This window comes from Streptomyces cathayae, assembly GCF_029760955.1.
Lineage (GTDB): Bacteria > Actinomycetota > Actinomycetes > Streptomycetales > Streptomycetaceae > Streptomyces > Streptomyces cathayae.
Genome location: NZ_CP121682.1, coordinates 443,975 through 470,130 on the forward strand (window position 1 = coordinate 443,975; position 26,156 = coordinate 470,130).

The following is a 26,156-nucleotide window of genomic DNA, read 5'->3' on the forward strand; positions in this document are numbered from 1 at the left end:
TAAAAACCGTGACCGGAGGGACAGTTGGGGGTCATGGCATCCAGGAAGCACTCTACGACGCCGAGTTCCGCGAGGGAGCGGTACGGATCGTGACGGAGACCGGGAAGCCGATTCCGGAGGTGGCCGAGGACCTGGGCATCCACCCGGGGACGTTGCGCAGCTGGGTGCCGCGGGCCCGGCACAACGGCTCACCGTCCCCGGACCGGCCGGTGGCCGGTCCATCGCCCGGCGGTCGTCTGCGGGAGAGCGAGCGCGCTGAGCTGGAGCGGCGCTGAGCTGGAGCGGCTGCGGGCCGAGGCCGGGGAGAAGGACAAGCGCATCCGCGAGCTGGAAATGGAGCGTGATGTGTACAAGCGATTCGTGGCCTTGTGGGTGAAGCAGCTGAGGCGGACCCGGCCGTCGCGGTCGGAGTGATCAGCAACTGCAAGGTCGAGCAGAAGATTCCGTACCGCACCGCCTGCCGGGCGTTGGGGGTGTCCGAGTCGTGGTTCTACAAGCGGCGGGATCGTCCGCCGACAGCGCGTGAGGTACGCCGCCGGCAACTGGCCGAGGAGATCGAGGAGATCGAGGAGATCTTCCACGACTCGGGTGGCACCCACGGCTCGCCGAAGGTGTTCATCCAGCTGATGCGCAGAGGTTGGCAAGTGCCGGTGAACACCGTCGCGAAGGTCATGGCCGAACTCGGGCCGGCCGGACGGAAGGTGCGTCGCCGCCGGTCGCCGGCGAGGCCGGGCAAGCGGCCGGCCGCAGCGGACTTCGTACGCCGGGACTTCACCGCCGGGGAGCCCGATCCCGTCCGGGCGGACGATCTCACCGAGATCGAAGCCGGCGAGGGCACGTTGTACCTGGCGACGGTCGTCGACCTGTTCTCCCGCCGCCTGCTCGGCTACGCAATGGCCGCCCGTCATGACGCCGACCTGGTCGTCGCGCCCCTGAACATGGCCGTGGCCACCCGCGGCGGCGACGTGCGCGGCGTGATCACGCCCACGGACAGGGGCAGCGAGTACTGCTCGCGGCGATTCAGGCGAGCCTGCCGCAAGCTCGGCCTCGTCCAGTCCATGGGCAGAGTCGGGTCCTGCTTCGACAACGCCGTGAGCAAGGCGGTCAACAGCGTGCTGAAGGGCGAGTACGTCCACCGCCACTCCTTCCGCACCCGCACCGAGGCCCGCGTCAAGATCGCCACCTGGATCACCGACTTCTACGACGCCAGGCGGCTGCACAGCGTGTGCGGGTTCAAGAGCCCGATCGACTGCGAACGCGAGTACCGGGCCGCCCTCGCCGAGGGACTGGCCGCATGGATCGTCTCCACGCTGCGAGGGGATTGACATCTCCACAGCTCACTGCATCGAATCGTGTTTTCGGACGGGACAGGCCTGTGAGAACGGTCGATACGGACACGGCTGGGGCCGTAAGATCAAGTGATCTCATGGGGGTGGTCATGCTCAGGCGGCGTACGGGCCCACCGACGCTCGAGGAGGTGGCCGCGCTCGCCGGCGTGGGGCGGAGCACCGTTTCCCGCGTCATCAACAACGCGGCGGGAGTGAAGGACACGACGCGAGGCGCCGTGCAGCGCGCCATCGCGGAACTGGGGTACGTCCCCAACCTGGCGGCCCGTACGCTGGCGGGCCGGCGTGCCGACGCGGTCGCGCTGGTCATGACGGAGCCGGACTGGCGGCAGTTCGGTGAACCCTTCTTCTCGGAGATCGTGCGGTCCGTCGGTGACGCGCTGACCGAGACCGAGGTGCAGTTGCTGCTCACCCTGGTGCGCACGGACGCCGAGCGGCAGCGTCTCGTGGAGTACGCGCGCGGCGGCCGGGTCGACGGCGTCATGCTGATGTCCGTGCACGCCGAGGACGCGCTGCCCGACATGCTGGCCGAAGTGGGCGTGCCCACCGTCCTGCTGGGGCGGCGCTCCGGGGACGAGAGTGTGACCTACGTCGACGCCGACAACGTCGGCGGGGCCCGCAGCGCCGTGGCGCATCTGCTGGACACCGGCCGCCGCGCGGTCGCGACCATCACCGGACCGTCCGGCATGTACGTGGCCCAGTGCCGGCTGCGCGGCTACCGGGAGGCACTGGAGCGGGCGGGCGCCGAGGGCAGGGCGTCCTGGACCGTCGAGGGCGACTTCTCCGCGGACAGCGGGCACCGCGCGATGGCCGAACTCATCGAGCGCGCCCCGGAGATCGACGGGGTGTTCGCCGCGTCGGACACCATGGCCGCGGGCGCGCTGGGCGCCCTGCGCGCGGCGGGGCGGCGGGTGCCGGACGACGTCGCGGTGATCGGTTTCGACGACTTTCCGCTCGCACAGCACACCGATCCGAAGCTGTCGACGGTGCGTCAGCCGCTGGAGGAGATCGGGCGCACGATGGTGCGGCTGCTCCTGGAGGAGATGGAGGAGTCGGCGGTGGCCTGGCGGCACGTCATCCTCCGCACGGAGCTGGTGCTGCGCGGATCCGCCTGACGACCCACTGCCCCGACCCACCGGGCACACCCCCGGTGCACGTCGAATGTTTCGGGAGCGCTCCCGGCGTTCGGAGTTCGAGTGGATCACCTCTCCGACCAGCGCCTTCGAAACGCATTCGACGGGTTGCCGCGCACAGGGTTGTCAGGGACATGGACGCCTTCTACAGTCCCCTTCCGGAACGTACTGGGAGCGCTCCCACCCCTGGGGAGACGGGAGCGCTCCCGCCGGTAACCCCGCACCCCCTCCCGGAGAGGTCCCCCACATGCCACGGTTACGGCATCACCCCCGCACGCTGCGCACCGCGTCGGCCGCGCTCCTCACCGCTCTCGCCGCGCTCGCGGCGCTGCTGACCGCGACCGCGCCGGCCCAGGCCGACACCACGGTCTGCGAACAGTACGGATCAACCGTCATCCAGGGGCGCTACGTCGTCCAGAACAACCGCTGGGGCACCAGCGCCCCCCAGTGCGTCACCGCCACGGGCACCGGCTTCCGGGTCGCCCAGGCCGACGGCTCGGTGCCGACCAACGGCGCGCCGAAGTCCTACCCGTCGGTCTTCAACGGCTGCCACTACACCAACTGCTCGCCGGGCACGGCCTTCCCTGCGCGCATCAGCGGCATCGCGAACGCCCCCACCAGCATCTCGTACGGCTACGTCGACAACGCCGTGTACAACGCCTCGTACGACATCTGGCTGGACCCGACGCCCCGGACCGACGGGGTGAACCGGACCGAGATCATGATCTGGTTCAACAAGGTGGGGCAGATCCAGCCGATCGGCTCGCAGGTCGGCACGGCCACCGTGGCCGGGCGCACCTGGCAGGTGTGGTCCGGCGGCAACGGCACCAACGACGTGCTGTCGTTCGTCGCGCCGTCGGCGATCAGCAGCTGGAGCTTCGACGTGATGGACTTCGTCCGGGAGACCGTCGCGCGCGGACTGGCGCGCAACGACTGGTACCTGACGAGCATCCAGGCCGGTTTCGAGCCCTGGCAGAACGGCGCGGGACTCGCCGTGCACTCGTTCTCGTCCACCGTCAACACGGGCGGCGGCTCGAATCCGGGGGACCCCGGCGCCCCGGCCGCCTGCACGGTGTCGTACGCCACGAACGTCTGGCCGGGCGGCTTCACCGCGAACGTCACCGTCACCAACAACGGCCCGGCCGCCGTCGAGGGCTGGCAGCTCGCCTTCACCCTGCCCTCCGGGCAGAGCATCGTCCACGCCTGGAACGCGTCCGTCACCCCCTCCTCGGGCGCGGTCACGGCGACCGCACCGGTAGGTAACACGCGGATCGCCGCCGGGGGAAGCCAGAGCTTCGGCTTCCAGGGCAGCTACAGCGACGCCTTCGCACGGCCCGACGCCTTCCGGCTGAACGGCACCGCCTGCCGGACCGCGTGAGGCGCATGGCGAGCCGCGCCCCGCCGTGCCCCCTCGCTCCGGAGGCCGCTCTTCCCTCCCTGCGCCGACGGGGCGCGCCCCGGCCGGACCGCACCGCGAACGGCCGCGCCGAGGACCGGTGCCGACGCACCGGCCGCCCGGCCGGTCCCGCTTCCGCCGCGGGACGGTCCCTCCAAGCCCCCCGCCCGTCCGGTTGGCACCCTCCCCGGCCGGGCGGGGGTTCCACACCTCCACCGCTCATGAAGAACTCAGCATCAGGACAGGAGACTCCATGGCTCTGAGAAGCAGACTGGTCTCTCTGGCAGCGGTACTGGCGACCCTCCTCGGAGGGCTCGGTCTCAGTTTCCTCTGGCAGAAGGACGCGCAGGCGCACGGCGTGGCGATGATGCCCGGTTCGCGCACCTACCTCTGTCAGCTGGACGCCACCACCGGCACCGGCGCACTCGACCCGACCAACCCCGCCTGCCGGGCCGCGCTGAACCAGAGCGGCGCCTCGGCCCTGTACAACTGGTTCGCCGTCCTGGACTCCCGGGCTGCCGGGCGCGGCCCGGGCTATGTGCCGGACGGTACGCTGTGCAGTGCCGGCGACCGGTCGCCGTACGACTTCTCCGCCTACAACGCGGCCCGCTCCGACTGGCCCCGGACGCATCTGACGTCCGGAGCGACGATCAAGGCGCAGTACAGCAACTGGGCTGCGCACCCGGGTGACTTCCGGGTCTACATCACCAAGCCCGGCTGGTCGCCCACGTCCCAGCTGGGCTGGAACGACCTGGAGCTGATCCAGACCGTCACCGACCCGCCCCAGCAGGGCTCCCCGGGTACCAACGGGGGCCACTACTACTGGAACCTGAAGCTGCCCTCCGGCCGCTCCGGTGACGCGCTGATCTTCATGCAGTGGGTGCGTTCGGACAGCCAGGAGAACTTCTTCTCCTGCTCCGACGTCGTCTTCGACGGGGGCAACGGCGAGGTGACCGGCATCCGGGGCTCGGGCAGCACGCCGCCCCCGGACCCGGACCCGACCGACCCGCCCCACACGGGTGAGTGCATGGCCGTCTACAACGTGGTGAACTCCTGGAACGGCGGTTTCCAGGGCTCCGTCGAGGTGATGAACCACGGGACCTCGCCGCTCAACGGCTGGGCCGTGCAGTGGAAGCCCGGTCCCGGGACCACGATCGGCAGTGCCTGGAACGGCTCCCTCACCACCGGATCCGACGGCACGGTGACGGTACGGAACGTCGCTCACAATCGGGTGATCGATCCCGACGGAAGTGTGACGTTCGGCTTCACAGCCACGTCGTCGGGCAACAACTTCCCGGTGGGCACGATCGGTTGTGTGAATCCGTAGCGACCGCCCCGGCCAGGTGCGCCGCTTCGCCCCGCCTCCACCGCGGGGCGGAGCGGCGCACCCTTGCTCCCGTGTTCAGGCGGAATCCGTCCGGGCCGGCTCCCGGACCGGTGCGGGGACAGGGTGCGCGGCCTCGCGGTCGGCTCGGTGCAGGGGCATCAGTACCACGAGGCCGACGACCGCGACGAGGACGAGGAAGCCGCCGAGCACGGCCGCACCGGTCACCGGACCGGCCATCAGTCCGTGCGCGGTCACGACGGCGCCGAGGGCCGGTGCCCCGATGCCCTGGGCGGGCGTTGTCACGTTAGCGACGCGTCCCCCACGGACACCTCCTCCGACGTGATCGACCCGACGGTCATCCCACCCGGTCAGCCAACGTGACAGTGCCCCTCTGAGCGGTGCCGGCCGATGCCGGGCTGGAGGTCGTCCTCAGCGGCATCCGGATGTCCCGGACGAACTCCCTCATGGAACGGTGGATCCAGACCTGACGGCGAGAGCTGCTGGACCACACCTTGGTCTGGAACCAGCGTCACCTGCTCCACGCCCTACGCGAGGTTGCCGACGGCCGGGAAGGACCAGGGCGGCGCGATACGCCCCGGTGGGCTGACGGTGCCGAGGATTCTCCATGGCCGCTGAGTGCCGGAGTCGTGCGACGAGACGGTGGGGAGCCCGCTACCGTGCGGCTGCCGCGCGATCGGGTGTGTTCACACCAGGAGCGCAGGGAGCCCCGTCGGGGCAGGGTGACCAAACGGGTCCCCTGCCCCGACGGAGCTCGGTCGGCCGGGCGGCGGGTTACCGGCGCCCGGCCGAGGCCGGTGCCGTGTGCGGCGCTCTCCGGCTCAGCCGAAGTTCACGTCGCTGCACCACATGTAGGCCTGGTCGAGGTGCGAGGCCTGCCAGATCACGAACAGGACGTGGTGTCCGGTGTAGCCGGAGGTGTTGACGTTGAACCTGATGTCCTGCGCCGGGGCGAAGCTGCCGGTCTGCGTGATGAAGTCAAGGTTGCCCCAGCCCAGGTTCTGGGCCTTGGGGTTGAATCCCTGCTTGCTCACGTAGACCCTGAAGTAGTCGGCACCGTGGGACGCCTGGTCGTGCAGCTGGACCGTGAAGTTGTTGCTGACGTTGGTCGTCTTCCACTGCCCGGGCTTGTTCAGGCTGTCGTTCCTCGAGAGGTTGTTGCTGCAGAGCGTCCCGTCGGGGGTCCGCGCCTGGAACTGGCCACCGAGGCCGTCGCGGAGCGCGCTCATCCAGTTCCACATGGTGTCCGGGTTGGCCTGGAACGCCTGATAACACATGGGGTCTTCGGTCTGCATGGCCGGGCTCGTGTGGTTGCTGCCCCACGTCTTCCAGCACTGGTACGCGCGGGAGGCGGGGTTGACGATGGTGCCGTGAGCTTGGGCGGGGGCCGACCAGGCCAGTGCGCCGACAACCACGGCGAACACCATGACGAGCGCCTGGAGAGGCCGACGGAGGGACGACCACGAACGCCCGGTTAACGGACTCTTTGTGCGCATGTGGGGGGAACTCCTTCCAGTTGCAAGACTGTTATGGGAGCGCTCCCAACGGTACGACTTCTGAGTGAAATGTCAATGAAGCACGTGGTGTTGATTGCAGGGGTGGGCGGCGAGCAGGGAATCTTCCGTGAGCCGGGAGTCAGAACCGTTCCCGGGACCGGAAAACGAGGATGCGGCCTGGACTGGTGTGCGGGGCGATGCCAGGGAGGGGCGTTCGCGGCATGACAACGGGACCTGGTTCTGGCGTGAGAAGCCGTATCTCAACCGAACGTGATTCGCTTACTTCTGCCGGTCAGGCATGGTTTCGCTCGGAGTGAGGGAGGCATGCGGCGTCTCGTGTCTGCTTCAGGCAGCTTGGTGCGCCACCGCCGGTGCCCGTCCACGTTCTGCCAGCCCCTCGCACGCATCTCCGCCGCGCGCTCGGGCGTCTGCTCGTGGTCCCGGTCCTGGATGGCGACGTGGAACTCGCGGTTCGTCTCCGACGGCTCGAAGGCCACGATCATGGTGCGTCCCCAGTCCCGTGACGCCCAGAGCTTGAAGCCCACCCAGTCGCCGGGAGCCTGGACGGGCATGTGCTCCGCCCAGGAGGCGAGCATCCCCGCCGGTCGCTCCTCGGCCGCCGCCCAGTGGAAGGCCGGGCAGCGGGACCTGAGGGCGGCCTCGGTGGGGCACCTGGACCCACTGCTGGGTAGCCAACGGATGAGTACTTCGACCACAGGTGGTCGAAGCCTTCATTCAGACCATGGAAGGCAACGGCGCCGGTCTGGCCACGCAGCCCAAGACGGCACCGACCACCCCACCGTGCCGAGATTACCGTTGCCTGCCGGAGGTCATCGGTCACTGCGCGCGTCGGACGCGACGCCACGCACGTCCTGTCCGGCTCAGCCGCTCACGCTGACCGCAGCGTCGACGGTCGCTCGGTCCCTCTTCTCGTCGTAGCGGGGGCACAGGCTCGACGCAGGACGCGCCGAACGATCTCGCGCGCGTCTCGTTTCCACTACCGTGGATTCATGACGGCGCCACTGGACGTGTTGGTGGTGGGAGCGGGGCCGACCGGTCTTGCCCTCGCCGCGCAACTGCGCTTGTACGGAGCGCGGTTCAGGATCGTCGATCGTTGTCTCGACCGGGTGCGGGAGTCGCGGGCGCTTGCCGTCCAGCCCCGCACCCTGGAGGCGTTGGCGGGCTTCGGGGTGACGGACGAGCTGGTGGCCCGGGGCAACCCGGCGATGCGGTTGCGGCTCCACCTGCCCCGCCGCGTGGTGGCGCTGCGCTTGTTCGACATCGGGCTGACCGACACGGCGTATCCGTTCCTGTTGTTCCTCTCGCAGGCCGAGACGGAGCGCGTCCTCTCCGAGTATCTGGCCGCGCGGGACGTGACGATCGAGCGTGGCACCGAACTGGCCCGGCTGGCGGCGACGGACTCGTTCGTCGACTGCCGGCTGCGCCACGGTGACGGCTCGCAGGAGGCCGTGGAGGCGCGCTACGTCGTGGGCTGCGACGGCGCTCACAGCACCGTGCGCGGCCAGAGCGGTATCGGATTCGAGGGATACGCCTACCCGCAGACGTTCCTGCTCGCCGACCTGGAGGTCGACGGGCTGGAGCCGGACTCCGTGCATTCGTACATGAGCGGGGCGGGGATGGTGTTCTTCTTCCCCCTCGGCTCGCCGGCCGGCTGGCGCATGCTCGCGATGCGCCCGCCCGACGCCCCGGAGGCCGAGGTGGACCTGCCGTTGTTGCAGGAGATCACCGACCGCTACACCGGCCAGCGGCTGACGCTGCGGGATCCCGTCTGGATGACCGACTTCCGCCTCCACAACCGCAGCGCCGACCGCTACCGCTCCGGCCCCTGCTTCCTCGCGGGCGATGCGGCCCACATCCACAGCCCGGCCGGCGGGCAGGGCATGAACACCGGCATCCAGGACGCGCTCAACCTCGGCTGGAAGCTCGCCCTCGTCTGCCGGGGCGTGGCGCCCGAGGAACTGCTGGCAACGTATGAGGCCGAGCGGGCACCCGTCGGCCACAGCGTGCTGCGCTTCACCGACCGCGCCTTCACCATCGCCACCAGCGGCAACCCCGTCCTCCGCGTCGGCCGTACCCAGGTCGCCCCGCGTCTGGCGCCGCTGGCGCTGCGCGCGGCCGGGATCCGCGGGCGGCTCTTCCGAACCGTCTCCGAACTGGGCATCCACTACCGGCGCAGCCCCGCCTCCACGGCCGGCTCACGACCGCCCACGGGCGGGCCGAGAGCCGGGGACCGGCTGCCCGACCTGCCCCGTGGGCTGCAGGCACGCACGGCGGCACCGGGCTGGCACCTGCTGCTGTCCGGGCCACCGCCCCTCTGGCCGGATGAACGGCTCTCCTCGGCCCTGGAAGGACGGATCGGCCTGCTCTCCGTCCACCGGCTCGGCGGACAGGGCCCGTGGCCGGGCGTCGCGCAGGGACTCGTTCGCCCCGACGGCTACCTGGGCTATGTCGCACGGGGCACCGACCTGGACGGCCTGCGAGCCTACCTGGACCGCTGGCTACCGGTCGGCCGCCGTTGATCTCACCCGCCGCAATGCGGCCGGTGGCCTCTCCGACCGTAGATCCTGCACCCGAGTACCGGTTGCACATCTGGGGGCGTTGTCACGTTGTTGGGCGTGTGAGTGCCTGATGGCGCATCGGGGCGTGGTGAGGGCCGGGTTTCGGGCCGGTGCTCAGGCCTCGGCGGGCTGGCCGGCGGCACCGGTGATCTGGTCCCAGATGACGAAGCGGAGGGTCATCTCGGCGCGGTAGTGGAAAGCGGTCAGCAGGTGGCGACGGGGCCGGACGTGGGGCGAGATGCCGCTGAACGCAGCCAGGAACCTGCGCGCCCCGCCGACGCTGCGGAAACCCTTCATCGCGCGCTCGCGCCGCCTCGTCGGCTGGTGGGAGTTCTCGGCCCGATCGGTCAGGCCCTGGTGACAGCGGTGCTCGACGGAGGGCATGACCTCGCGGTGGGCCGCGCCGTAGGAGCGGAGCCTGTCGGTGACGATCACCCGCGGCACCGAGCAGATCTTCTTCAGCAGCCTGCGGAAGAACCGCCGGGCCGCAGCGGTGTCCCGCCGGTTCTGTACGAGAATGTCCAGGACGGTGCCGTTGGCATCCACGGCCCGCCACAAATACTTCAGTTCGCCGTTGATCTTGATGAAGACCTCGTCCGGGTGCCACTTGTCCCCGGGCCGGGGCTGCCGACGGCGCAGCGCGCCGGCGTAGGCCTGCCCGAACGTGGCGCACCAGCGGCGGACCGTCTCATGGGGGACGACGACACCGCGCTCGAGCATCAGCTCCTCGACCTCGCGGTACGACAGCGGGAAGCGGAAGTACAGCCATACACAGGGGGAGATGATCTCGACTGGGTACCGGTGCCCCTGGTACGACGGCGACGCGGATGACACGAGCGAATCCCTCCCCGGCACGATCAACTCCAAGATCACCCCAGGCCGGTCAGCCAACGTGACAACGCCCTTCCTCCTGATCCTTGCCGCCCTACCGTGCCTGGGAGCACACCCGCGTAGGCGGGCCAACCACACCGGCTGGACCGCGACTGCCGCTTTCACCGTCACCCGTCTGGCCGCCGTCCTGTCGCCGGGTCTGGTGGCACGCGCACACCAGCCACGGGCCAAGAGTGACCGCCCGCTCGTCTGCTGCCACCGCCTGCCGGGCGGCCCCGTAGGCTCATGTGCGGGTTGACACCGGACCACTGGGGCCTCGTACTGAGCATGAGGGAATCTTGATCAGAAGTTTCCTGTGGGGGGAGTTCCATCATCCGCATCCTCTCCCCTCTCATGGAGGCGCCGTGACGGTGCAGCAACAGCAAGCTATCCCGACGGTTCTGGTGTACGAGGACGACCCCGGCTTCCCTCCGAAGGTCAACATGCCCGTACCGCATCCCGTTCCACAGCTCGACACACAGCCCTTCCCGACAGCCATAGCGGAAGCCGCACCACAGCAGGACGGTGCTGGGCCTGGCACCGAGGCATTCCGCTACTGGGTGGCGGCCGACTCGCTGAGCAGGGCCAGCCAGACCTGGGGACCGCTGGTTCCGACCGGAACCCAGTGGAATCCGCAGGTCGGACGCGTCCTCACTGCGCACCTCAACGCCGGAGACGACCTCAACGCCTTCTACGACCGCAGAGGCCTGTGGTTCTTCCGCCGCACGGTGGCAGGCGTCACCGTCGCCGCATGCGAGAGCAACGAGGTCGTCGAGCACGAGACGGGGCACGCGATCCTCGACGCTCTGCGCCCTCAGCTGTTCAACGCGGCGAGCGCGGAGACGGCCGCCCTGCACGAAGCGTTCGGTGACATCAGCGCCCTGCTGAGTTCACTCCGGCTGGAATCGCTGCGGATCGCGGTACTGGCCGAGACGCAGGGCGACATCGAAGTGTCCTCGCGGGTGTCGAGGATGGCCGAGCAACTGGGCTGGGCGATCCGCCAGGGCCACCCGAACGCGGTCGACCCGGACTGCCTGCGCAACCTGGCGAACAGCTTCTTCTACCGCGACCCGGTGCAGTTGCTGCCGAACGGACCCGCGAACACGCTCTCCAGCGAGCCGCACTCGTTCTCCCGGGTGTTCAGCGGCGCGTTCCTGAAGATCGTCGCCGGGATCTTCCGGCAACAGAACCTGCAGGACCAAGCCGGTCTGGCCAAGGCGGCCGAGGTCGCGGGACAGCTGCTGGTGGATGCTGTCGTGGCCGCGCCCGTGGTGTCCGCCTACTACGCGCAGGTCGCGGGTCACATGATCGCCGCGGACCAGCGCCGGAACGGCGGCAGGTACGGTCAGTCCCTGCGCTCGGCGTTCATCCGCCACGGCATTCTCTCCCTGGAGGCTGCCGCGTCGATCACCGAGCCGGAGGTGGCACGCCGAGGTGCCGGAATCGCCGAGGCGACGCCGGGCGGTGGCGACGATCAGGGTCTGACGGCCGTCACCGTCCAGGGGGCGACGTACGGTATCACCCAGCCACTCACCCTCTCCGCTCCGGCGCAGGAACGACGCTTCGGCATCGCAGGCTCAGACCCCACCGGCGGCTCGGTGCGCCCTGCCGACCCCGAACTGGTCGCGACGTCGTTCCTCGAGGACCTTTTCCGACGCGGCCGGGTCCACGTGCCCGAAGATCACCGCTCCGACACGGCGTTCGTCGACGACAACACCTCCCGGCTCAAGACCCACGAGATCACGCGGAGCGCGACCGGCGAGGGTCTTGTCCTGGTCCGGCGGTGCTTCGACTGAACAATCAGTGGAAAAAGCGCAGACGACGGACGGTGAGCCGTCCGTCGTCCTCGCGCTTGATCACGTGCGTCGTCCTGGGCGTAGGCTCCTCGCCCTCGAAGACCGCCTCGCCGCGAGCCAGCAGGTCGCTGATGAATTTCTCGGTCGCCCGGCGCTCGGCGTCATCGCTCTGTCCGCCTTCACTGGCGCCCTTCCGGCCTTCATCACTATTTGCGTCCATCTCGTGTTTCGCACTTTCTGGCCGGTCAACGGTGGGACGGTGGGGTGACTCGGTGAGGTGATTTTCGGGCGGGCTGCGCGTGGCAGCGGCGGCCGTGCCCGGACATAACGGAAGCATCCGCGGTGTTCTCCCACACTCTTGCGAGGGGCCGCCGATGCTTTCGGGTCCGACCGTACCGCCTTCCCTGCTCGCTCTGCTGCAGGTGCTGCGCCCGTGTTTCACCGCGCCCGGCGTTGTCACGTTGGTGGGGGTGTGACCGGCTGAGTCTTCTCTCGTAGCGTAGAGACCCTGACTGCAGGGGAAGTTGGGAGTCATGGCGGAAAAGAGGCGGAAGTCCGACGCGGAGTTCCGTGAGGGGGCCGTGCGGATCGTGACCGAGACCGGGAAGCCGGTCGCCCAGGTCGCGAAGGACCTGGGGATCAATGAGACGACACTGGCCAGCTGGGTGTCGCGGGCCCGCAAGGCAGGCGGGGCCAGTCCGACGGGCGAGAGCGAGGAACTCGAGCGGCTGCGTCGAGAGAACGCCCAGCTGAAGAGAGGCGTCAAGGAGCTGGGGATGGAGCGCGAGGTCCTCAAACGCTGCATGGTCTTGTGGGTGAAGTAGCTGAGGCGGACCCGGCGGCCGTCGTCGGGGTAGTCAGCGACCGGAAGACGAGTACGAGATTCCGCACCGGACCTCCTGCCGAGCGCTCGGCGTGTCGGAGGCGTGGTTCTACGAGTGGCGCCGCCGCCCCGCCCAGCCGACGCAACGCGAGGTCAGGCGGCAGGCGCTGGCCGAGTGGATCCGCTACTTCTTCGACCGGTCGGGCCGGACCTACGGCTCGCCGAGGATCACGCTGGATCTGTGGGAGGAGGGCTGGCAGGTGTCGCAGAACACGATCGCCGAGATCATGGCCGAGCTCGGCCTGCAGGGCCGCAAGCCGCCCCGTCGGCGCCGCTCGCTGACCCGGCCCGGGAAGCGGAAGACCGCCCCTGACCTGGTCCGGCGCGGCTTCGACGCGGTCGCTCCGGACGTGCTGTGGTGGGGCGACATGACCGAGATCGAAACCGGTGAGGGCAAGCTCTACCTCGCCAGCGTCCACGACGCGTTCTCCCGCCGGGCCCTCGGCTACGCCATGGGACCCCGGCACGACACATCCCTGGTCAGCGCCGCCCTGCGGATGGCCGTGGCCACCCGGGGCGGCCACGTGGACGGCGTCGTCTTCCACACCGACCGCGGCTCGGAACGCCGATGAGTACCAGCCGCTCCGGACGGTCGCGAGCGACCACCTGTTCCACCTCCCACCGCAGGTTGCGTCCCGGGCCGCAGACCAGCAGGACGAGCGTTGCCCGGTCCAGAACCGTGAGCACCTCCTCCTGCCACTGAAGGTCCGAGGGGGAGTGGCGTGCCGCGCCGACCTGAGGCAGCCGGTCGTTGGGCCGGCCAAGCGCCACCATCGTCCCGAACGGCAGCACTTCCTTGGCTAGTTGCTCCTCCTCGGTCTCGGTGGACGCAGCCCAGGGGCCGTCCCTCATCGAGCCCTGCTGCACGCGCGCGAGCCCCGCGTCGTCCGCGAAGGACCGCAGGAGCAGCACGACGGGCTTGTCCTGCGGCAGGCCGGCGAAGTGCTGGAGCACCTGCGCCCGGTGCCGGCTGCCCTGCCTGATGGCCCACCTGCCGCCGGGCAACAGCACAATCATCGAGGCGAGTTCAACCAGGGTGGCCAACCAGCCCAGCTCGGCCTTCCAGGTGCGCAGGGAGCGGTAGGACAAGGCCCCGCAGTCCATCCCGGCACTCACCATGAGGGTTCCGGCCAATTTCAGCAGCAGCCCCCCGCAACTGCGACTGGTGAAGCTCGGCCGGAGGCCGGGGGAGTCGCCGACCGGACGACGATTCCGATCGCCCGGCCGCCCCCGGTTCCGTACCCGGCCCCTGTTCACCGGACGGATCCTCTTGCCCTTCGGACGTCGGCCCGTCCCCTCCAGCCATGCCACCCCCCGTTATGTTTTTCGCGGTCCTGCGAGAGGGCCGCTGGCCTCCGGGCCCGGCATGACTGTGTCCCCCTGTCGATCGGATGACCTGGGGGGTGGTGTCACCAGGCTCGGGAGGTGCCGTCGGAGACGTTGATGAGAGGTCCGGCCACCGTCCGGTCCGGCGCAATGCCGGACAGTTCGCGGGCGGCAGGTCTGCATAACGCGGATGCGCGCGTACGACACCGAAGCCGAGGCCAGGAAGAGTCAACTCACCTCGGAAGGGTGCGATGTTCGACACCGGCCATGTGGGCGTCTTCCTCGGCATGGACGTCGGCAAGAGCACCCACCACGGGCACGGGCTCACCCCGGCCGGCAAGAAGGTCTTCGACAAGGCCATGTCCAACAGTGAGCCGAAACTGCGGGCGGTCTTCGACAAACTGATCGCGAAGTTCGGCACCGTGCTGGTGATCGTGGACCAGCCCGCCTCCATCGGCGCGCTGCCCCTGACGGTCGCCCGGGACGCCGGCTGCCGGGTCGCCTACCTGCCCGGACTGGCGATGCCCCGGATCGCGACCTCTACCCGGGCGAGGCGAAGACCGACGCGAAGGACGCCGCGGTGATCGCGGACGCGGCCCGCACCATGCCGCACACCCTGCGCTCACTGGAGTTGACCGACGAGATCACCGCCGAGCTCACCGTGCTGGTCGGCTTCGACCAGGACCTCGCCGCCGAGGCCACCCGCACCTCCAACCGGATACGCGGCCTGCTCACCCAGTTCCACCCCAGCCTGGAACGCGTCCATGGAGATTCCTACCTGCTGGGGGACGGAGGCGCGGCGGTCACAGGCTGCGCAGGAAGGGCAACGAGGGCATGAAGAAGTACTCGCCGCCCTTCATGGTCACCGCCTGCTCAGGGGCGGGGACTTCCTGACTCTCGTCGTCTCCCCAAGCCTGCGGCCATGTCTGCGGGAGCCGACTGCCCTGGCCGATGACCGGGTCGAGCCCCGGTTGGGGAGCGGTGCCGTGCTGGGGGAAGCCGGCGTTGTTCGCCCACAGTCGCTGCACGAACTCGAACTGCTGACCAAGCTCGGAGTTGAACGCCATGAACAGCAGGCCGACGCCGCTCTCGGGCAGATCGCCCTCAGCGCGTTCCCCGTAGGTCTGCCCTCGCCGCGCCAGCAGGTGCAGCCTCTCCCCCTCCGGCGGTTCGAAGCCGCCGGACCCGCGCGGGTTGGTCTTGCGGATGTGCGCCTGGAACGGGCACTTGTGGGCGGCGTGGTCGCTGGCGTACGTGAAGTCGTTCATCACCGGCTTATCCGCTCCAGCCTCCGCCTGCAGCGTGAGCGGCGTACCGTCCCTGAAACGACCGACGAGCATCGCACCGGCCCGCTCGCGGTCGTTGTTGTCGAGCTTGAGCGCATCGGCGAGCTCTTCCTCGGCCGCCTTGAAGGCCCGCACGTTCTGTTCCAACTTGCGCAGCACGAAGTAGCTGCCGAAGTCCGTGGTGGGGTCGGGGGCCGCTGTGTCTGCGACCAGCACCCGTCCCAGCGGCAGGAACGGATCCCATACGGAGGTTCCATCCATCGTGTCGCGCTCAGCCTGAAGGTCCTCGGCGAGGAACAGCGGCAGGCTGCGCCCGTCGACATACCCGAAGTGCTCGATAGCGCGGCCCGCGGCGTCGTGCAGGGTCTGGCCGGTCTCCCTGGCGAGCACAGTGATCGAATCGGTCAGCAGTGCCTCGACCTCGGCGAGCCTGGCGCCGGCCGGGGATGAGTCGGCGTCGCCGACCAGGACGACGGCGTGGATCGTCTGCTGGTAACCGGGCTCCCACTGCACGGGATCAGGGTCGCTCAGGTTAGACAGAGAATCGGGGTGTCGCATCCCTCGCTGGAAGACCTGGTCCGAGGGCACCGCGCCCGTCAGGCCCAACCTGCCGTAGCCGGCATTCGTCAGCCCCACGCCGACATAGGGCGTGCCCTGCGTGCCGTGCTGATTGAACGCGTCCACCTCTTCGAGCGCCGTCTTAGCCGACTTCATGAGCGGGACCAGCCCCGCCAGGAACGCCCGGGCCGCGGCGGTGCCCTCAGGGCCTTCGGCGAACTGCAGGAGCAGGATGTGCAGCCGGTCGCGGACATGGCCCTTCAGGATGTTCGGCTGCAGGTTCTGCAGCATGGTCTCGTTGTCGCCGGTGGCGTTCTTCCACGACAGCGGCACTGTGTCATTGAGTTCGACGGGCATGTCAGCTCTCTTTGTCGGTCCGGGATCCGGAGAGTTTCGGAGCGGCATACAGGCCGGACGGTGCCGGATGCTGGCCCCTCCCGCTCAGAACTCTGTGCATGCGTTGCGGCACCTGTTTCCAGTCTGAGGGGGCCACATGCAATATGCCACTCGATCCAGGCCCCGGCATGTGCCGAGCGTGCAATTTCCCGTTGACTACGGGCAAGAAATTGAACGGTGAAAGTCTCGATTGACGGGAAAAGTGCTTCACTCATCGGAATTCCGTGACCGCTTGCACGGCCTCGCGGAGATTGACAGGCTGTCACCCATTCGCCACTGCGCCTGAAATACATTGGGGTGAGGTGTCAGATGCCGCTGTTCACCGAAGGACTCGTCACAATACCGCTCGACAAGGAACCTGCACACGTGACCGTCACTCCGGACGGACGACGGGTTTATGTGACGGTGACGGAATTCAACCCGACCGGCCCGGGTCCGGGAGCGGTGTGTGTGATCGACACGGTTAGCCACACGGTCATCGCCGAGATTGCCGTGGGCCGCAATCCCGGAGGTGTGGCGGTTACCCCGGATGGGCGCCGGGCTTACGTCATCCACACGGCCGAGCCCGACGTCTCGATGGTCGACCTTTCCACCGAACACGCCACCGTCGTCTCCCTGACACGTGGCCTCACCACCGATGTGGCGATCACGCCGGACGGACGCCACGCCTATGTGACCCAACGGAATACCGTCGACAACGTCATCGTGCTCGACACCGAGACCAATAAGGTCACCGAACTCCCCGTCACCTGGGGCGGCGAGGCCCACGCGATAGCGATAGCCCCAGACGGGACGCGCGCCTATGTGGTCGACGGTCGGTCGCGCGCGATCGTCATCATCCCAATCCCGCACTCCTGGCGACCGACGGACGACCTGGGTCTGTCAAACGAGCAATGTAACCAGGGTGGTTGGGGTTACTGGCGGGCTGCGGAGAGTCGGCCGTCGAAGGTGATGTCGAAGGCGTTCAGGGCGGTCTTCCAGCGCATGGTCCAGCGGGCCTGGCCCTTGCCGGCGGGGTCCAGGCTCATGATGGCCATGTAGACGCACTTCAAGGCGGCGGTCTCGTTCGGGAAGTGCCCGCGTGCCTTGACCGCCCGCCGGATCCTGGCGTTCACGGACTCGATCGCGTTCGTGGTGCAGACGATGCGGCGGATCTCGGTGTCGAAGCGGAGGAACGGGGTGAACTCTTCCCGCGCGCTCTCCCAGAGCCGGACGATCGCCGGGTACTTCTTGCCCCAGGTGTCGGCGAACTCGGCGAACCGCTCGAGTGCGGCCTCTTCGGTCGGCGCGGTGTAGACGGGCTTGAGGACACGAGCGATCTTGTCCCAGTCCTGGCGGGCGGTGGCGGAAGGAGTTCCGTAGCAGGTGGACCACACAGGTCTGCACGATCGTCCTGGGCCAGACGGTCTCGACCGCGTCGGGCAGACCCTTGAGACCGTCGCAGACGAGCATGAGGACGTCGTTCACGCCGCGGTTCTTGATCTCGGTGAGGATGTGCATCCAGTGCTTGGCACCCTCACCGCCGTCGCCGGCCCATAGGCCCAGGATGTCCCGTCGGCCCTCCGCGGTGACGGCGAGAGCCACGTGGATCGGCCGGTTGGCCACCGCACCGTCGCGGATCTTCACGTGGATCGCGTCGACAAAGACGACCGGGTAGACGACGTCGAGGGGCCGGTTCTGCCACTCGGCCATGTCGTCCATGACCGTGTCGGTGATGGTGGAGATGGTCTGCTGGGAGACGTCGGCCCCGTAGACCTCGGCGAGGTGGGCCTGGACCTCGCCGGTCGTCAGGCCCTTCGCGGACAGGGAGATCACCATCTCGTCGACGCCGGACAGGCGTTTCTGCCGCTTGCGCACGATCTTCGGCTCGAAGGTTCCGTCCCGGTCACGGGGCACGGATATCTCGACCGGTCCGACCTCGGTGAGCACGGTCTTGCCGCGGGTGCCGTTGCGGGAGTTGCCGCCGTTCTTGCCCGCCGGGTCGTGCTTGTCATAGCCGAGGTGGCCGGTGATCCCGCCCTCGAGGGCGGACTCCAGCAACCGCTTGGTCAGCTGCTGCAACAGCCCGTCCTCGCCCGTCAGCTGCAGGCCCTCGGCCTGGGCCCGGCCCACCAGTTCGTCGATGAGCTGGTCGTCCACCGCCTTCGACGGCTGCGGCTCAGGCATCTCGACGGACTGGGCCTCGGACACGTTCTCACTGGTCATCGGTGCATCTTCCTTGATCAGGAGTTACACCGAACGTTTTACAGTCCCGTCATCGGATCTCATTGGATCCGAGCCGCCGTCAGGCCCCGGAAAGACCGGGTTCATGGGGACTGCTGCACGGATAGGTGACATCTGAACTGTCTTGCCCGTGGGGCGGCCTGAAAGGATGTTGCTGTGCCTGTCCCCTGTCCCGAAGAGTTCCGTGAAACGTCGTGCACGTGGCCCGCAACCGCGAGAAGGTCGCCCCCCTTGCGCAGATCGCGAAGGACTTCGGCGTCCATGAGATGACGCTGTCGAAGTAGCTGCGCCAGGCCGCCGTGGAGGATGGCGAGAAGCCCGGTGTCACCAGGTCCGAGTCGGCGGAGAACCGTGAGTCGAAGAGGCGGATCCGGCTGCTGGAGCAGGAGAACGAGGTCCTGCGCCGCGCGACGGCCTACCTGCCGCGGGCGAACCTGCCGGGAAAAGGCTCTACCCGCTCGTGAGGGAGCTCGCCGCCGACAAGATTCCGGTCGCGGTCGCGTGCCGGGTACGGGGGCTTGCTCGCCGGCCCTCCTACTGGTGGCTTCGCCGGCCGGTGACCGGGACCGAGATCACCGAGGCCCACCGGGCGAACGCTCTGTTCGACGCCCACCGCGACGATCCCGAGTCGGCTGCCGGTTCCTCGCCGGGGAAGCCGAGACGGCGGGCGAGCGGAGGAGTGAACGGACCGCGTGGCGGATCTGCCGGGACAACGCCTGGTGGTCAGCGTTCGGGAAGAAGCGGTCGAAGCACGGCAGGCGGCCGGGCCGCCGGTGCACGACGGCCTTGTCCGGCGTGAGGTCACCGCGAACGCGGTGAACGAGCTGTGGCTGGCGGACATCACCGAACATGTCACCGGAGAGGGGACGTTGTACCTGCGTGCGGTCAAAGACGCGTTCTCCGGCCGGATCGTCGGCTACTCCATCGGCAGTCGGATGCAGGCACGGCTCGCGGTGAACGCGCTGGACAATGCGGTCGCACGCCGTGGCGTGGTGGCCGGTTGTGTCGTCCGTTCCGACCGCGGGTCGCAGGTCAGGTCGAGGGAGTTCGTCCATGCCCTGAACCGTCACGGCCTGGTCGGGTCCGTGGGAAGGGTCGGCGTCGCCGGTGACACCGCGGCCATGGAGTCCTTCTTCGCGTTCCTGCGGAGCTACGTCCTCGACCGCCGTACCTGGGCCACCCGCGAAGCTCTCCGCACCGCGATCGTGATGTGGATCGAACGGACCTGCCACCGGCGCCGCCGGCGACTACGGCTGGGCCGATTGCCCCCCAATCGAATTCGAGACCACCATGAAATCCGCCGCAGCCCTTGCGGCATGAAACCCAACCGTCACCTATCCGTGCAGCAGTCCCGACCGTAGTGACCCGCCAAACTCATCGACCGCCCCCTGCGGGACCAGAAAGACATGGCCTGGCACGAAGTCACCCGAGCTGAACTCGACCTACGGCTCTCCGGAGTCGCGAGTCGTTGCGGGCTCTGCGAGACTTGCAACAAGTTAATCACAGAGAGCGACCATCTCGGACGGGCGCCTGTTCAGCGTGCAACCATTTCGGTGAAAGAGTGAGGTCACATGTGCAGCGCGCCTGTGTTTGACGTCATCATTGTCGGCTCCGGGGCTGCCGGCGGAATGGCTGCACATGAGCTTTCGGCGGCGGGCCTTCGCATCCTCATGCTGGAAGCTGGCCGAGACTACGATCCCGCCACCGAGACACCGATGTTCAATACGCCGGAAGCCGCCCCGCTGCGGGCAGCGTCGACTATGGACAAACCGCAAGGCTTCTACGACGCCACCATCGACGGAGGTACCGAACTCGCTGGTGAGCCGTACACTCAGGCCGACCCCACACAGCCGTTCAGCTGGTGGCGACCGCGGATGTTGGGCGGGCGGACCAGTCACTGGGGAAGAGTAGCACTGCGCTTCGGACCGTATGACTTCAAACCGAAGACCCGTGACGGGCTGGGTTTTGACTGGCCGATCGAATATACCGATCTGGCCCCATGGTACGACAAGGTCGAAAGCCTCATTGGCGTCACGGGCTCTCCCCACGGGATCGAGAACGCCCCGGACTCACCGCCCGGCATCCAGCTTCCTCCGCCACCTCCACGCGCCCACGAGATCGTTCTTACCCGGGCATTCGAGCACATGGGCATGAAAGTGGCAGCCATTCGGGCGGCCATTCTCACGCGCCCATTGAACGGCCGTGCGGCATGCCTGTACGCCACGGCGTGCACGCGAGGCTGCGGAAGTCGCTCCAACTTCCAGAGCAACACCGTTCTCATTCCTCCCGCTCGGGCGACCGGAAATCTCACTGTCGTGTGCAACGCCATGGTGTCGCGGGTTGACATCGACGCAACTGGACGGGCGACTGGGGTCACTTACAACGATCGCGATACCGGGTCCGAGTTCTCGGTCACGGGGAGGGCAGTGGTACTCGCGGCCGGAACCTGCTCGTCGGTCCGCATTCTGCTCAACTCAAGAAGTGATGCATTCCCCAACGGCATCGGAAACAGTCACGGGCTGGTCGGCAAGTATCTGATGGATTCGGTCGAATTTTCGCGTTCGTCACAGATTCCATTGCTCGAGAAGCTGCCGGCGTTGAACGATGACGGCATCTTCACGCCGCATGTCTACGTGCCCTGGTGGCTCCTGCGGGAGCAGGCCGCCGGGAAGCTCCGTTTCCCACGCGGTTACCACATCGAGCCGCGAGGAGGCCGCAGGATGCCGACGACGGGCGTTGGCGGCCTCGTCGCCGCCAGTGCGGCGAGCTACGGAGACACGCTACGCACGGAGGTACGACGGAAATTCGGCACGACCGTCACCCTCATCGGTGAAGGCGAGATGATCCCGAACGAGGACTGCTTCTGCGAACCCGATCCCACAACGAAGGACAGGTGGGGTGTTCCGGTTCTGCGTTTCCATTGGAAGTGGGGAGATTCAGAGGTCCAGCAAGTCAAGCACATGCAAGAGACCTTCAACGAGGTGTTCCGCCTGCTCGGGGGCGCGCCAGACAACACTTCGTTCGCGATGCCTCAGGGGGGCGGAGCAAGTCATGAGGTCGGTGGGGCACGAATGGGAAACTCGCCGCAGAACTCCGTGATCGACTCCTACAACCGGTGCTGGGACGTAAGGAACCTGTTCGTACTCGACGGCGCCGCCTTCGTATCGAGCCCGGACAAGAACCCAACACTCACGATCCTGGCGCTGGCAGCGCGAAGTTCTGCCCGGATCGCCGAACTGCTGAAGAACGGGGGACTCTGATTGCATCTGCCTGCCACACCCCGAAGAAAGCGAGTGGACGAGGGGTGAACCCGTAACGAGGGGAACAGATGGATCACAACGAAGCGTCCGGTTCCAGCACTGCAACGCAGGGCTACGGCACCGACCCCAATCTCGTGACACCGGACACGCCTTGGCCTCGCACGCTCTCCGAGCGCCAGCGGAAGCTCATCGTGGCCCTTGGCGACATCATCCTACCGGGCACCGACGAGTACCCGGCGCCGAGTGCCGTGGGCATTGCCGACTTCTTCGACGACTGGGTGAGCGCTCCGTACCGTACCCAGCAGAAGGACGCGACCGTCATCACCACCGGCCTCGCCATGGTAGACGAGGCCTCGCACCAGCAGTTCGGAATCGGATTCGCCGAACTGGACGGCTCCCGGCGGCGCATGATCGTAGACCAGATCGCGTCAACGACCGCAACGGACAGAAGCTTCTTCGTCCGGTTCCGATCTCTGCTGCTGAGCGGCTACTTCACGACCGACATCGGTTTCAAGGCGATCGGGTATGTCGGAAACGTGCCGCTGGTCGAATTTCCCGGCGTACCACCCGAGGTGCAGCGCATCATCGACGACGAACTCAGGAAGCTGGGGCTGTAGCGTGAATCCCGTAACCGCGGGTACCCCGCGCATGAAGACGATCAAAGAGTATGTCGAAGCACGAGATCTGTCTCTGGATGACCTCAAAGGCGCCCTGCAGCTTGCGATGCGCCTAGAATTCTCCACGATCCCGCCCTACCTGTGTGCACAATGGTCGGTCAAGCGCGATCCGGATCGCGTCGAAGGCGTGCTGCATGCGGTCGTCAGCCAGGAGATGGGTCACTTCGCGCTGGCAGGAAACCTACTGGCCGCAATCGGCGGTCGGCCGTCGATCGGGCACGCAGACTTCGTGCTGAACTACCCGGTCGCGGAGCTACCCGGCGGCATTCCACAGGAGCTTCCGATCGATCTCAAGCCCTTGCGGAAGGAGCAGCTCGCCGTCTTCATGCAGATCGAGACTCCCGAATTCCCACCGGTCGCGTTCCGAACGGCGCGGGCTCCTGCCACGATCGGCGCCTTCTACGACACGATTATCACAACCTTCCAGACGCTCAACCCCGAGATCGATCCGGACGCGCATGCCGTAGAGCTGCCCTTCTCGCATCGGATTGAAACCGTCGCCGACGCGATCGAGACGATCGATCGCATCAAGAGCGAGGGAGAGGGTGCGCAAGATTCTCCCGACCAGCCGTCAGGGGAGGAGCGGGCCAGCTTCGCACACTACTACCTTTTCAAGGAGCTCTGGCTCCAGAAGCGACTGGTGAAGGCCGGCGAGAAATGGAGTTTCAGCGGAGCTTCCATCGACTTGCCGGACGTCTATGACTTTCAGCCTTCCCAAGCCGAACCGAACCCCTCGGCCGATTTCAACCGCACATTCTCGCAGTTGCTGATCGATCTGGAGTCCTGCTGGACGGCCGGCGCATCGCCGAACGTGGCGGCGATGTTCCAGCTTCAAATCCTCGGGCGGGACCTGATCAAACGTGGGATCCGCCCGGAGTTCAGGTGGGATGACGGAACCTCCTGAGTGCGTTGTGGCCAACCGAGCGGCGTTCGAGTTGGCCGTCGGGGTGATGGTTCGGACATAGGTGCCGCCTGCGGGACAGGCATGAAAGAACGGGCCTCTCGGTAGAGACGCGGGTGATGAAGACCGATCTCGCCGGGAGGCCCGTTGCTGCGCCAGTCCACCATCGCCTAGCTCACCCCAGCGATATGACGGCCGCGGAGTGGGCCGAGGTGAGGGCGGCGATGCCGGTGCCGGCATGGATGGAGGGCCGGGGCGGCCGTCCGAAAGCCTACTGTCATCGGAAATGGTTGATGCGGTGCGCTACCTGGTCGACAATGGCGTCAAGTGGGTCGCGTTGCCCGCGGATTATCCCTGGTGGCGGGCGGTCCACGACTCCTTCCGCCGCTGGCGCGCCTACGGCTACGTCCGGGAACTGTACGAACGCCTGCGCCACGGTGCCCGGCTGCGGCGTGAGCGGAAGGCCGAGCCCAGTGCCGGGATCATCGATTCGCAGTCGGCGGACGCCTCGGAGACCATGGGCGAGGCCACACGCGGTTTCGATGGCGGCAAGCTGCGCGACGGGCTCAAGCGGCCCATGCTCACTGACAGCCTGGGCCTGCTGCTGGAAGTGAGCGTCACCCCGGCTGACGGGCACGACTCCAAGGCCGCCCCGGACCTGATGGGCATGTTCATGGCCGCGCCGGGCCGGCTGCTGAAGCTGGTGTGGGTGGCCAGCGCCTACCAAGGCCCGGCGCCGGCCGAGGCGTTCGCCCTCCACGGCGTGCAAGTCGAGGTGGTGCGAGACGCCCCGACGGGCAGCGCGGCTTCACCGTATTGGCCCGCCGGTGGGTGGTCGAGCGCACGCTGAGCTGGTTGTCGCGCTCACGCCGCCTCAACCGTGATCACGAACGCCGCCCGGACCATCACGAGCAGATGGTGTGGTGGGCCGCCTCGATCAGGCTGACCCGGAATCTGGCCGGGGATGCTCCGCGCTGGCCGGAGAAGCGGGCCCACCGGTTGTCCCCGGCGCAGGCCTGAACAGCCCGCCGCTCTCGCGCACCAGCCGGCTGCGCGCCTGGAGCCTGTAGGAGCGGTGGCGCACTTTCTCCCCCTCGTTCTTCTCCTGCGGCCGCCCCAGGTGCCGTGCCAACTCCGCACCGGTCACCGGCCGGGGCGCATCGGCCACGACACGGAACACCTCGCGGTACACACCATCAAGAGTCTCCTGGCCCAAGACCGGCTGCCACCGCGGCGGACGCTCGTCGAACCCGCCGGCATCGGCACCACTCGCGCTCTCCTCTGCCAGGGCCTGCACAAGCTCCTCGCGGGCCACCCGGGCACGCTCGGTCCGCTCCTGCGCGCCCGCAACCTCCATCTGCGCCTGACGCAGGACCTCCCGCCACGGGTTCAGTTCTTCCTGCGTCCGCGCCTCACGCTGCTCGAGCAGACCGATCACCGACGGCATCGCACCCTCCAGGGTCGACAACAACCGTCCGCTGCCTGCCCCCCACGATCCCGCGCTCATGCCCGGGACACGAAGAAACCCCTGCTCACCGAGCAGGAGTTCCGTTTGCCACAACGCACTGAGACCAGCCTCCAACCGCCGCCTTCTCAGCTCCTCGCCGAATACGGTGGGCGGCCGCGGCACGGAAACCTCCATAACCATCCATCCAGATGAACGGGGTTGCCGCACGAAAGACTGCGACAACCCCGGCCGGCCGGACAAGACGAGCAGTACTGTTTCCCGTTTCCTCCCCACGGATCGCCGCTCTGCTGCACCGGCTGCCGCGGGATGTGGCGCAGGCTGCGGCTGCCGGTGCGGCCGGACGCGGAGACGGCCAGCAGCTGCGGGGGCGGTCGTTCGCGAACGCTTTCCGCTTCTCCTGCATCCACGCATTCGCCCCGGACCGCCAGGCGTTCGCCAGCGGCACACGTGGTCGACATCTGCGGCCTCACCGCCGGGAGCGGCTACGGAGGCGGCGAGCGACGCCGCAGCCTTGGACGACGCCTGGGCCGAGCAGATCATCGTTGCGCGTTGGTGGGGCGGTGACGCTGCCGTCCCGGCGCCGCGGCGCGGCATCAGGACCGCATCCAGGTGGCGAAGGCATCGATGAGACCGGTGTAGAACTGCTCGCCTGGCACAGATCCGGGGTTCTTGCTGGCGTCGTAGAAGGCGACGTTGGTGAAGGTGGCTGACGCGGAGGCGTTGAGGTTCTTGTGGAAGGCGAGCTTGCCGCGGCCGAACCCGACGAAAAGCCAGAACACTCCGAGGGAAGCGGTGTTCTGCAGGAGGGAGGAGCGGACTTCGGCTTTGTCCCAGGGCTCGTCGGCGACGTTGCCCCAGCCCCAGTCGACCTGAGTGTGCAGCTGCCCGATGCGGCCGCGGTAGTTGTCCAGCCGGATCTCTTCCAGGAACGGCTCGTTGCCGCTGGAGAAGACCAGAGGCACGGTGCCGTCATCATCAAGGTTGGCCGACAGGGCCAGGACCCTCTCGGCGAAGGCTGGACCGCGAAAGACTCGTACAGCTCCTCCATGTGCCAGTCATGGTCCAGTACAGGTCTCCCGAGTCCGGGCAGACCTGCCGGGTTTTCAGCAGCCCCGTTGCTGCCGGCCGGCCCAAGGTGCCGGTCAGTACAGCAGGCGGGATACCGCAGACGCGTGCCATCTGGTCGAGTTCGCACAGGCCGCTGCCGGCTTGCGGAT

At 67.9% G+C, this 26,156-nt stretch carries 23 protein-coding genes and 4 pseudogenes; 17 read left to right on the top strand and 10 right to left on the bottom strand.

Annotated features, from left to right (window positions below; genetic code table 11):
• The first annotated feature begins 89 nt into the window (after window positions 1–89).
• The 5 genes from PYS65_RS02085 to PYS65_RS02105 all read left to right on the top strand — a co-directional run bounded on the left by PYS65_RS02085 (window position 90) and on the right by PYS65_RS02105 (window position 5,202).
• A complete protein-coding gene (locus PYS65_RS02085) occupies window positions 90–275 on the top strand; it encodes a transposase (protein ID WP_279331977.1) in 186 nt (61 codons plus the stop codon).
• Between the two features lie 93 nt (window positions 276–368).
• Window positions 369–1,325 (top strand): IS3 family transposase, encoded by a 957-nt coding sequence (locus tag PYS65_RS02090; protein WP_279331978.1) that lies wholly within the window; start codon window positions 369–371, stop codon window positions 1,323–1,325.
• A 113-nt stretch (window positions 1,326–1,438) separates the two neighbouring features.
• Window positions 1,439–2,461 (top strand): LacI family DNA-binding transcriptional regulator, encoded by a 1,023-nt coding sequence (locus PYS65_RS02095; protein WP_279337823.1) that lies wholly within the window; start codon window positions 1,439–1,441, stop codon window positions 2,459–2,461.
• A 265-nt stretch (window positions 2,462–2,726) separates the two neighbouring features.
• Window positions 2,727–3,857: a GH12 family glycosyl hydrolase domain-containing protein gene (locus PYS65_RS02100; RefSeq protein WP_279331979.1), complete on the top strand. Its 1,131-nt coding sequence runs from the start codon at window positions 2,727–2,729 to the stop codon at window positions 3,855–3,857.
• A 271-nt stretch (window positions 3,858–4,128) separates the two neighbouring features.
• A complete protein-coding gene (locus tag PYS65_RS02105; protein WP_279331981.1) occupies window positions 4,129–5,202 on the top strand; it encodes a lytic polysaccharide monooxygenase auxiliary activity family 9 protein in 1,074 nt (357 codons plus the stop codon).
• Window positions 5,203–5,277: 75 nt separating this feature from the next.
• Here PYS65_RS02105 and PYS65_RS02110 read toward each other — a convergent pair whose 3' ends face one another.
• On the bottom strand, window positions 5,278–5,505 hold the full coding sequence (locus PYS65_RS02110) for a hypothetical protein (protein ID WP_279331982.1): 228 nt from the start codon (window positions 5,503–5,505) through the stop codon (window positions 5,278–5,280).
• A 92-nt stretch (window positions 5,506–5,597) separates the two neighbouring features.
• Between PYS65_RS02110 and PYS65_RS35030 the strand changes: the two are divergent.
• Window positions 5,598–5,756: pseudogene (locus tag PYS65_RS35030) on the top strand (integrase core domain-containing protein); the annotation flags it as partial.
• A gap of 285 nt (window positions 5,757–6,041) precedes the next feature.
• Here PYS65_RS35030 and PYS65_RS02120 read toward each other — a convergent pair.
• Both PYS65_RS02120 and PYS65_RS02125 read right to left on the bottom strand, forming a co-directional pair.
• Window positions 6,042–6,716, bottom strand: coding sequence for a lytic polysaccharide monooxygenase auxiliary activity family 9 protein (locus tag PYS65_RS02120; RefSeq protein ID WP_481007258.1), 675 nt, complete (start codon window positions 6,714–6,716; stop codon window positions 6,042–6,044).
• A gap of 260 nt (window positions 6,717–6,976) precedes the next feature.
• Window positions 6,977–7,312: a hypothetical protein gene (locus PYS65_RS02125; RefSeq protein WP_279331985.1), complete on the bottom strand. Its 336-nt coding sequence runs from the start codon at window positions 7,310–7,312 to the stop codon at window positions 6,977–6,979.
• A 414-nt stretch (window positions 7,313–7,726) separates the two neighbouring features.
• Here PYS65_RS02125 and PYS65_RS02130 point away from each other — a divergent pair, with 414 nt between their 5' ends.
• Entirely contained in the window at window positions 7,727–9,256 is a 1,530-nt protein-coding gene (locus PYS65_RS02130) for an FAD-dependent monooxygenase (protein WP_279331986.1), read from the top strand.
• Window positions 9,257–9,409: 153 nt separating this feature from the next.
• Here the strand turns inward: PYS65_RS02130 and PYS65_RS02135 are convergent, their stop codons facing one another.
• Window positions 9,410–10,129: an IS6 family transposase gene (locus PYS65_RS02135; RefSeq protein WP_279331987.1), complete on the bottom strand. Its 720-nt coding sequence runs from the start codon at window positions 10,127–10,129 to the stop codon at window positions 9,410–9,412.
• Between the two features lie 401 nt (window positions 10,130–10,530).
• Between PYS65_RS02135 and PYS65_RS02140 the strand changes: the two genes are divergently transcribed.
• Window positions 10,531–11,961, top strand: coding sequence for a gluzincin family metallopeptidase (locus PYS65_RS02140; RefSeq protein ID WP_279331988.1), 1,431 nt, complete (start codon window positions 10,531–10,533; stop codon window positions 11,959–11,961).
• 4 nt (window positions 11,962–11,965) lie between these two features.
• On the opposite strand, the gene PYS65_RS02145 is transcribed toward PYS65_RS02140, so the two are convergent.
• Window positions 11,966–12,181, bottom strand: coding sequence for a hypothetical protein (locus tag PYS65_RS02145; protein WP_279331989.1), 216 nt, complete (start codon window positions 12,179–12,181; stop codon window positions 11,966–11,968).
• 313 nt (window positions 12,182–12,494) lie between these two features.
• On the opposite strand from PYS65_RS02145, the gene PYS65_RS02150 reads away from it, so the two are divergent.
• Complete coding sequence (locus tag PYS65_RS02150; RefSeq protein WP_279331990.1) at window positions 12,495–12,785, top strand: transposase; 291 nt, start codon at window positions 12,495–12,497, stop codon at window positions 12,783–12,785.
• Window positions 12,786–12,876: 91 nt separating this feature from the next.
• Window positions 12,877–13,416 (top strand): DDE-type integrase/transposase/recombinase, encoded by a 540-nt coding sequence (locus PYS65_RS02155; RefSeq protein WP_279331991.1) that lies wholly within the window; start codon window positions 12,877–12,879, stop codon window positions 13,414–13,416.
• Here the strand turns inward: PYS65_RS02155 and PYS65_RS02160 are convergent.
• Window positions 13,325–13,978, bottom strand: coding sequence for a hypothetical protein (locus PYS65_RS02160; protein ID WP_279331992.1), 654 nt, complete (start codon window positions 13,976–13,978; stop codon window positions 13,325–13,327). The two genes, PYS65_RS02155 and PYS65_RS02160, sit on opposite strands and share 92 nt — an antisense overlap.
• Before the next feature lie 443 nt (window positions 13,979–14,421).
• On the opposite strand from PYS65_RS02160, the pseudogene PYS65_RS02165 reads away from it, so the two are divergent.
• Window positions 14,422–14,939 (top strand): annotated as a pseudogene (locus tag PYS65_RS02165) (IS110 family transposase); the annotation flags it as partial.
• A 34-nt stretch (window positions 14,940–14,973) separates the two neighbouring features.
• On the opposite strand, the gene PYS65_RS02170 reads toward PYS65_RS02165, so the two are convergent.
• Together PYS65_RS02170 and PYS65_RS02175 are read right to left on the bottom strand one after the other, a co-directional pair.
• Window positions 14,974–16,371 carry a Dyp-type peroxidase gene (locus PYS65_RS02170; protein WP_279331993.1) on the bottom strand — a complete coding sequence of 466 codons (1,398 nt, stop codon included), beginning with the start codon at window positions 16,369–16,371 and terminating at the stop codon, window positions 14,974–14,976.
• 953 nt (window positions 16,372–17,324) lie between these two features.
• A pseudogene (locus PYS65_RS02175) lies at window positions 17,325–18,576 on the bottom strand (IS256 family transposase).
• Window positions 18,577–18,789: 213 nt separating this feature from the next.
• On the opposite strand from PYS65_RS02175, the pseudogene PYS65_RS02180 reads away from it, so the two are divergent.
• The 6 genes and pseudogenes from PYS65_RS02180 (at window position 18,790) to PYS65_RS35035 (ending at window position 24,491) form a co-directional block, all read left to right on the top strand.
• Window positions 18,790–19,953, top strand: a pseudogene (locus tag PYS65_RS02180) (IS3 family transposase).
• 251 nt (window positions 19,954–20,204) lie between these two features.
• Entirely contained in the window at window positions 20,205–21,893 is a 1,689-nt protein-coding gene (locus PYS65_RS02185; RefSeq protein WP_279331994.1) for a GMC oxidoreductase, read from the top strand.
• 68 nt (window positions 21,894–21,961) lie between these two features.
• A complete protein-coding gene (locus PYS65_RS02190) occupies window positions 21,962–22,510 on the top strand; it encodes a gluconate 2-dehydrogenase subunit 3 family protein (protein WP_279331995.1) in 549 nt (182 codons plus the stop codon).
• A gap of 31 nt (window positions 22,511–22,541) precedes the next feature.
• Window positions 22,542–23,474: a ferritin-like domain-containing protein gene (locus PYS65_RS02195; RefSeq protein WP_279331996.1), complete on the top strand. Its 933-nt coding sequence runs from the start codon at window positions 22,542–22,544 to the stop codon at window positions 23,472–23,474.
• 283 nt (window positions 23,475–23,757) lie between these two features.
• Window positions 23,758–24,321: a transposase gene (locus PYS65_RS02200; protein ID WP_388707867.1), complete on the top strand. Its 564-nt coding sequence runs from the start codon at window positions 23,758–23,760 to the stop codon at window positions 24,319–24,321.
• Window positions 24,303–24,491 (top strand): hypothetical protein, encoded by a 189-nt coding sequence (locus PYS65_RS35035; RefSeq protein WP_387037973.1) that lies wholly within the window; start codon window positions 24,303–24,305, stop codon window positions 24,489–24,491. The genes PYS65_RS02200 and PYS65_RS35035 overlap by 19 nt, the downstream gene beginning before the upstream one ends.
• Here the strand turns inward: PYS65_RS35035 and PYS65_RS02205 are convergent.
• Together PYS65_RS02205 and PYS65_RS02215 are read right to left on the bottom strand one after the other, a co-directional pair.
• On the bottom strand, window positions 24,409–25,113 hold the full coding sequence (locus PYS65_RS02205) for a hypothetical protein (protein WP_279338166.1): 705 nt from the start codon (window positions 25,111–25,113) through the stop codon (window positions 24,409–24,411). The genes PYS65_RS35035 and PYS65_RS02205 overlap by 83 nt on opposite strands.
• A gap of 419 nt (window positions 25,114–25,532) precedes the next feature.
• Window positions 25,533–25,901: a VWA domain-containing protein gene (locus PYS65_RS02215; RefSeq protein WP_279331997.1), complete on the bottom strand. Its 369-nt coding sequence runs from the start codon at window positions 25,899–25,901 to the stop codon at window positions 25,533–25,535.
• Window positions 25,902–26,156: the final 255 nt, after the last annotated feature.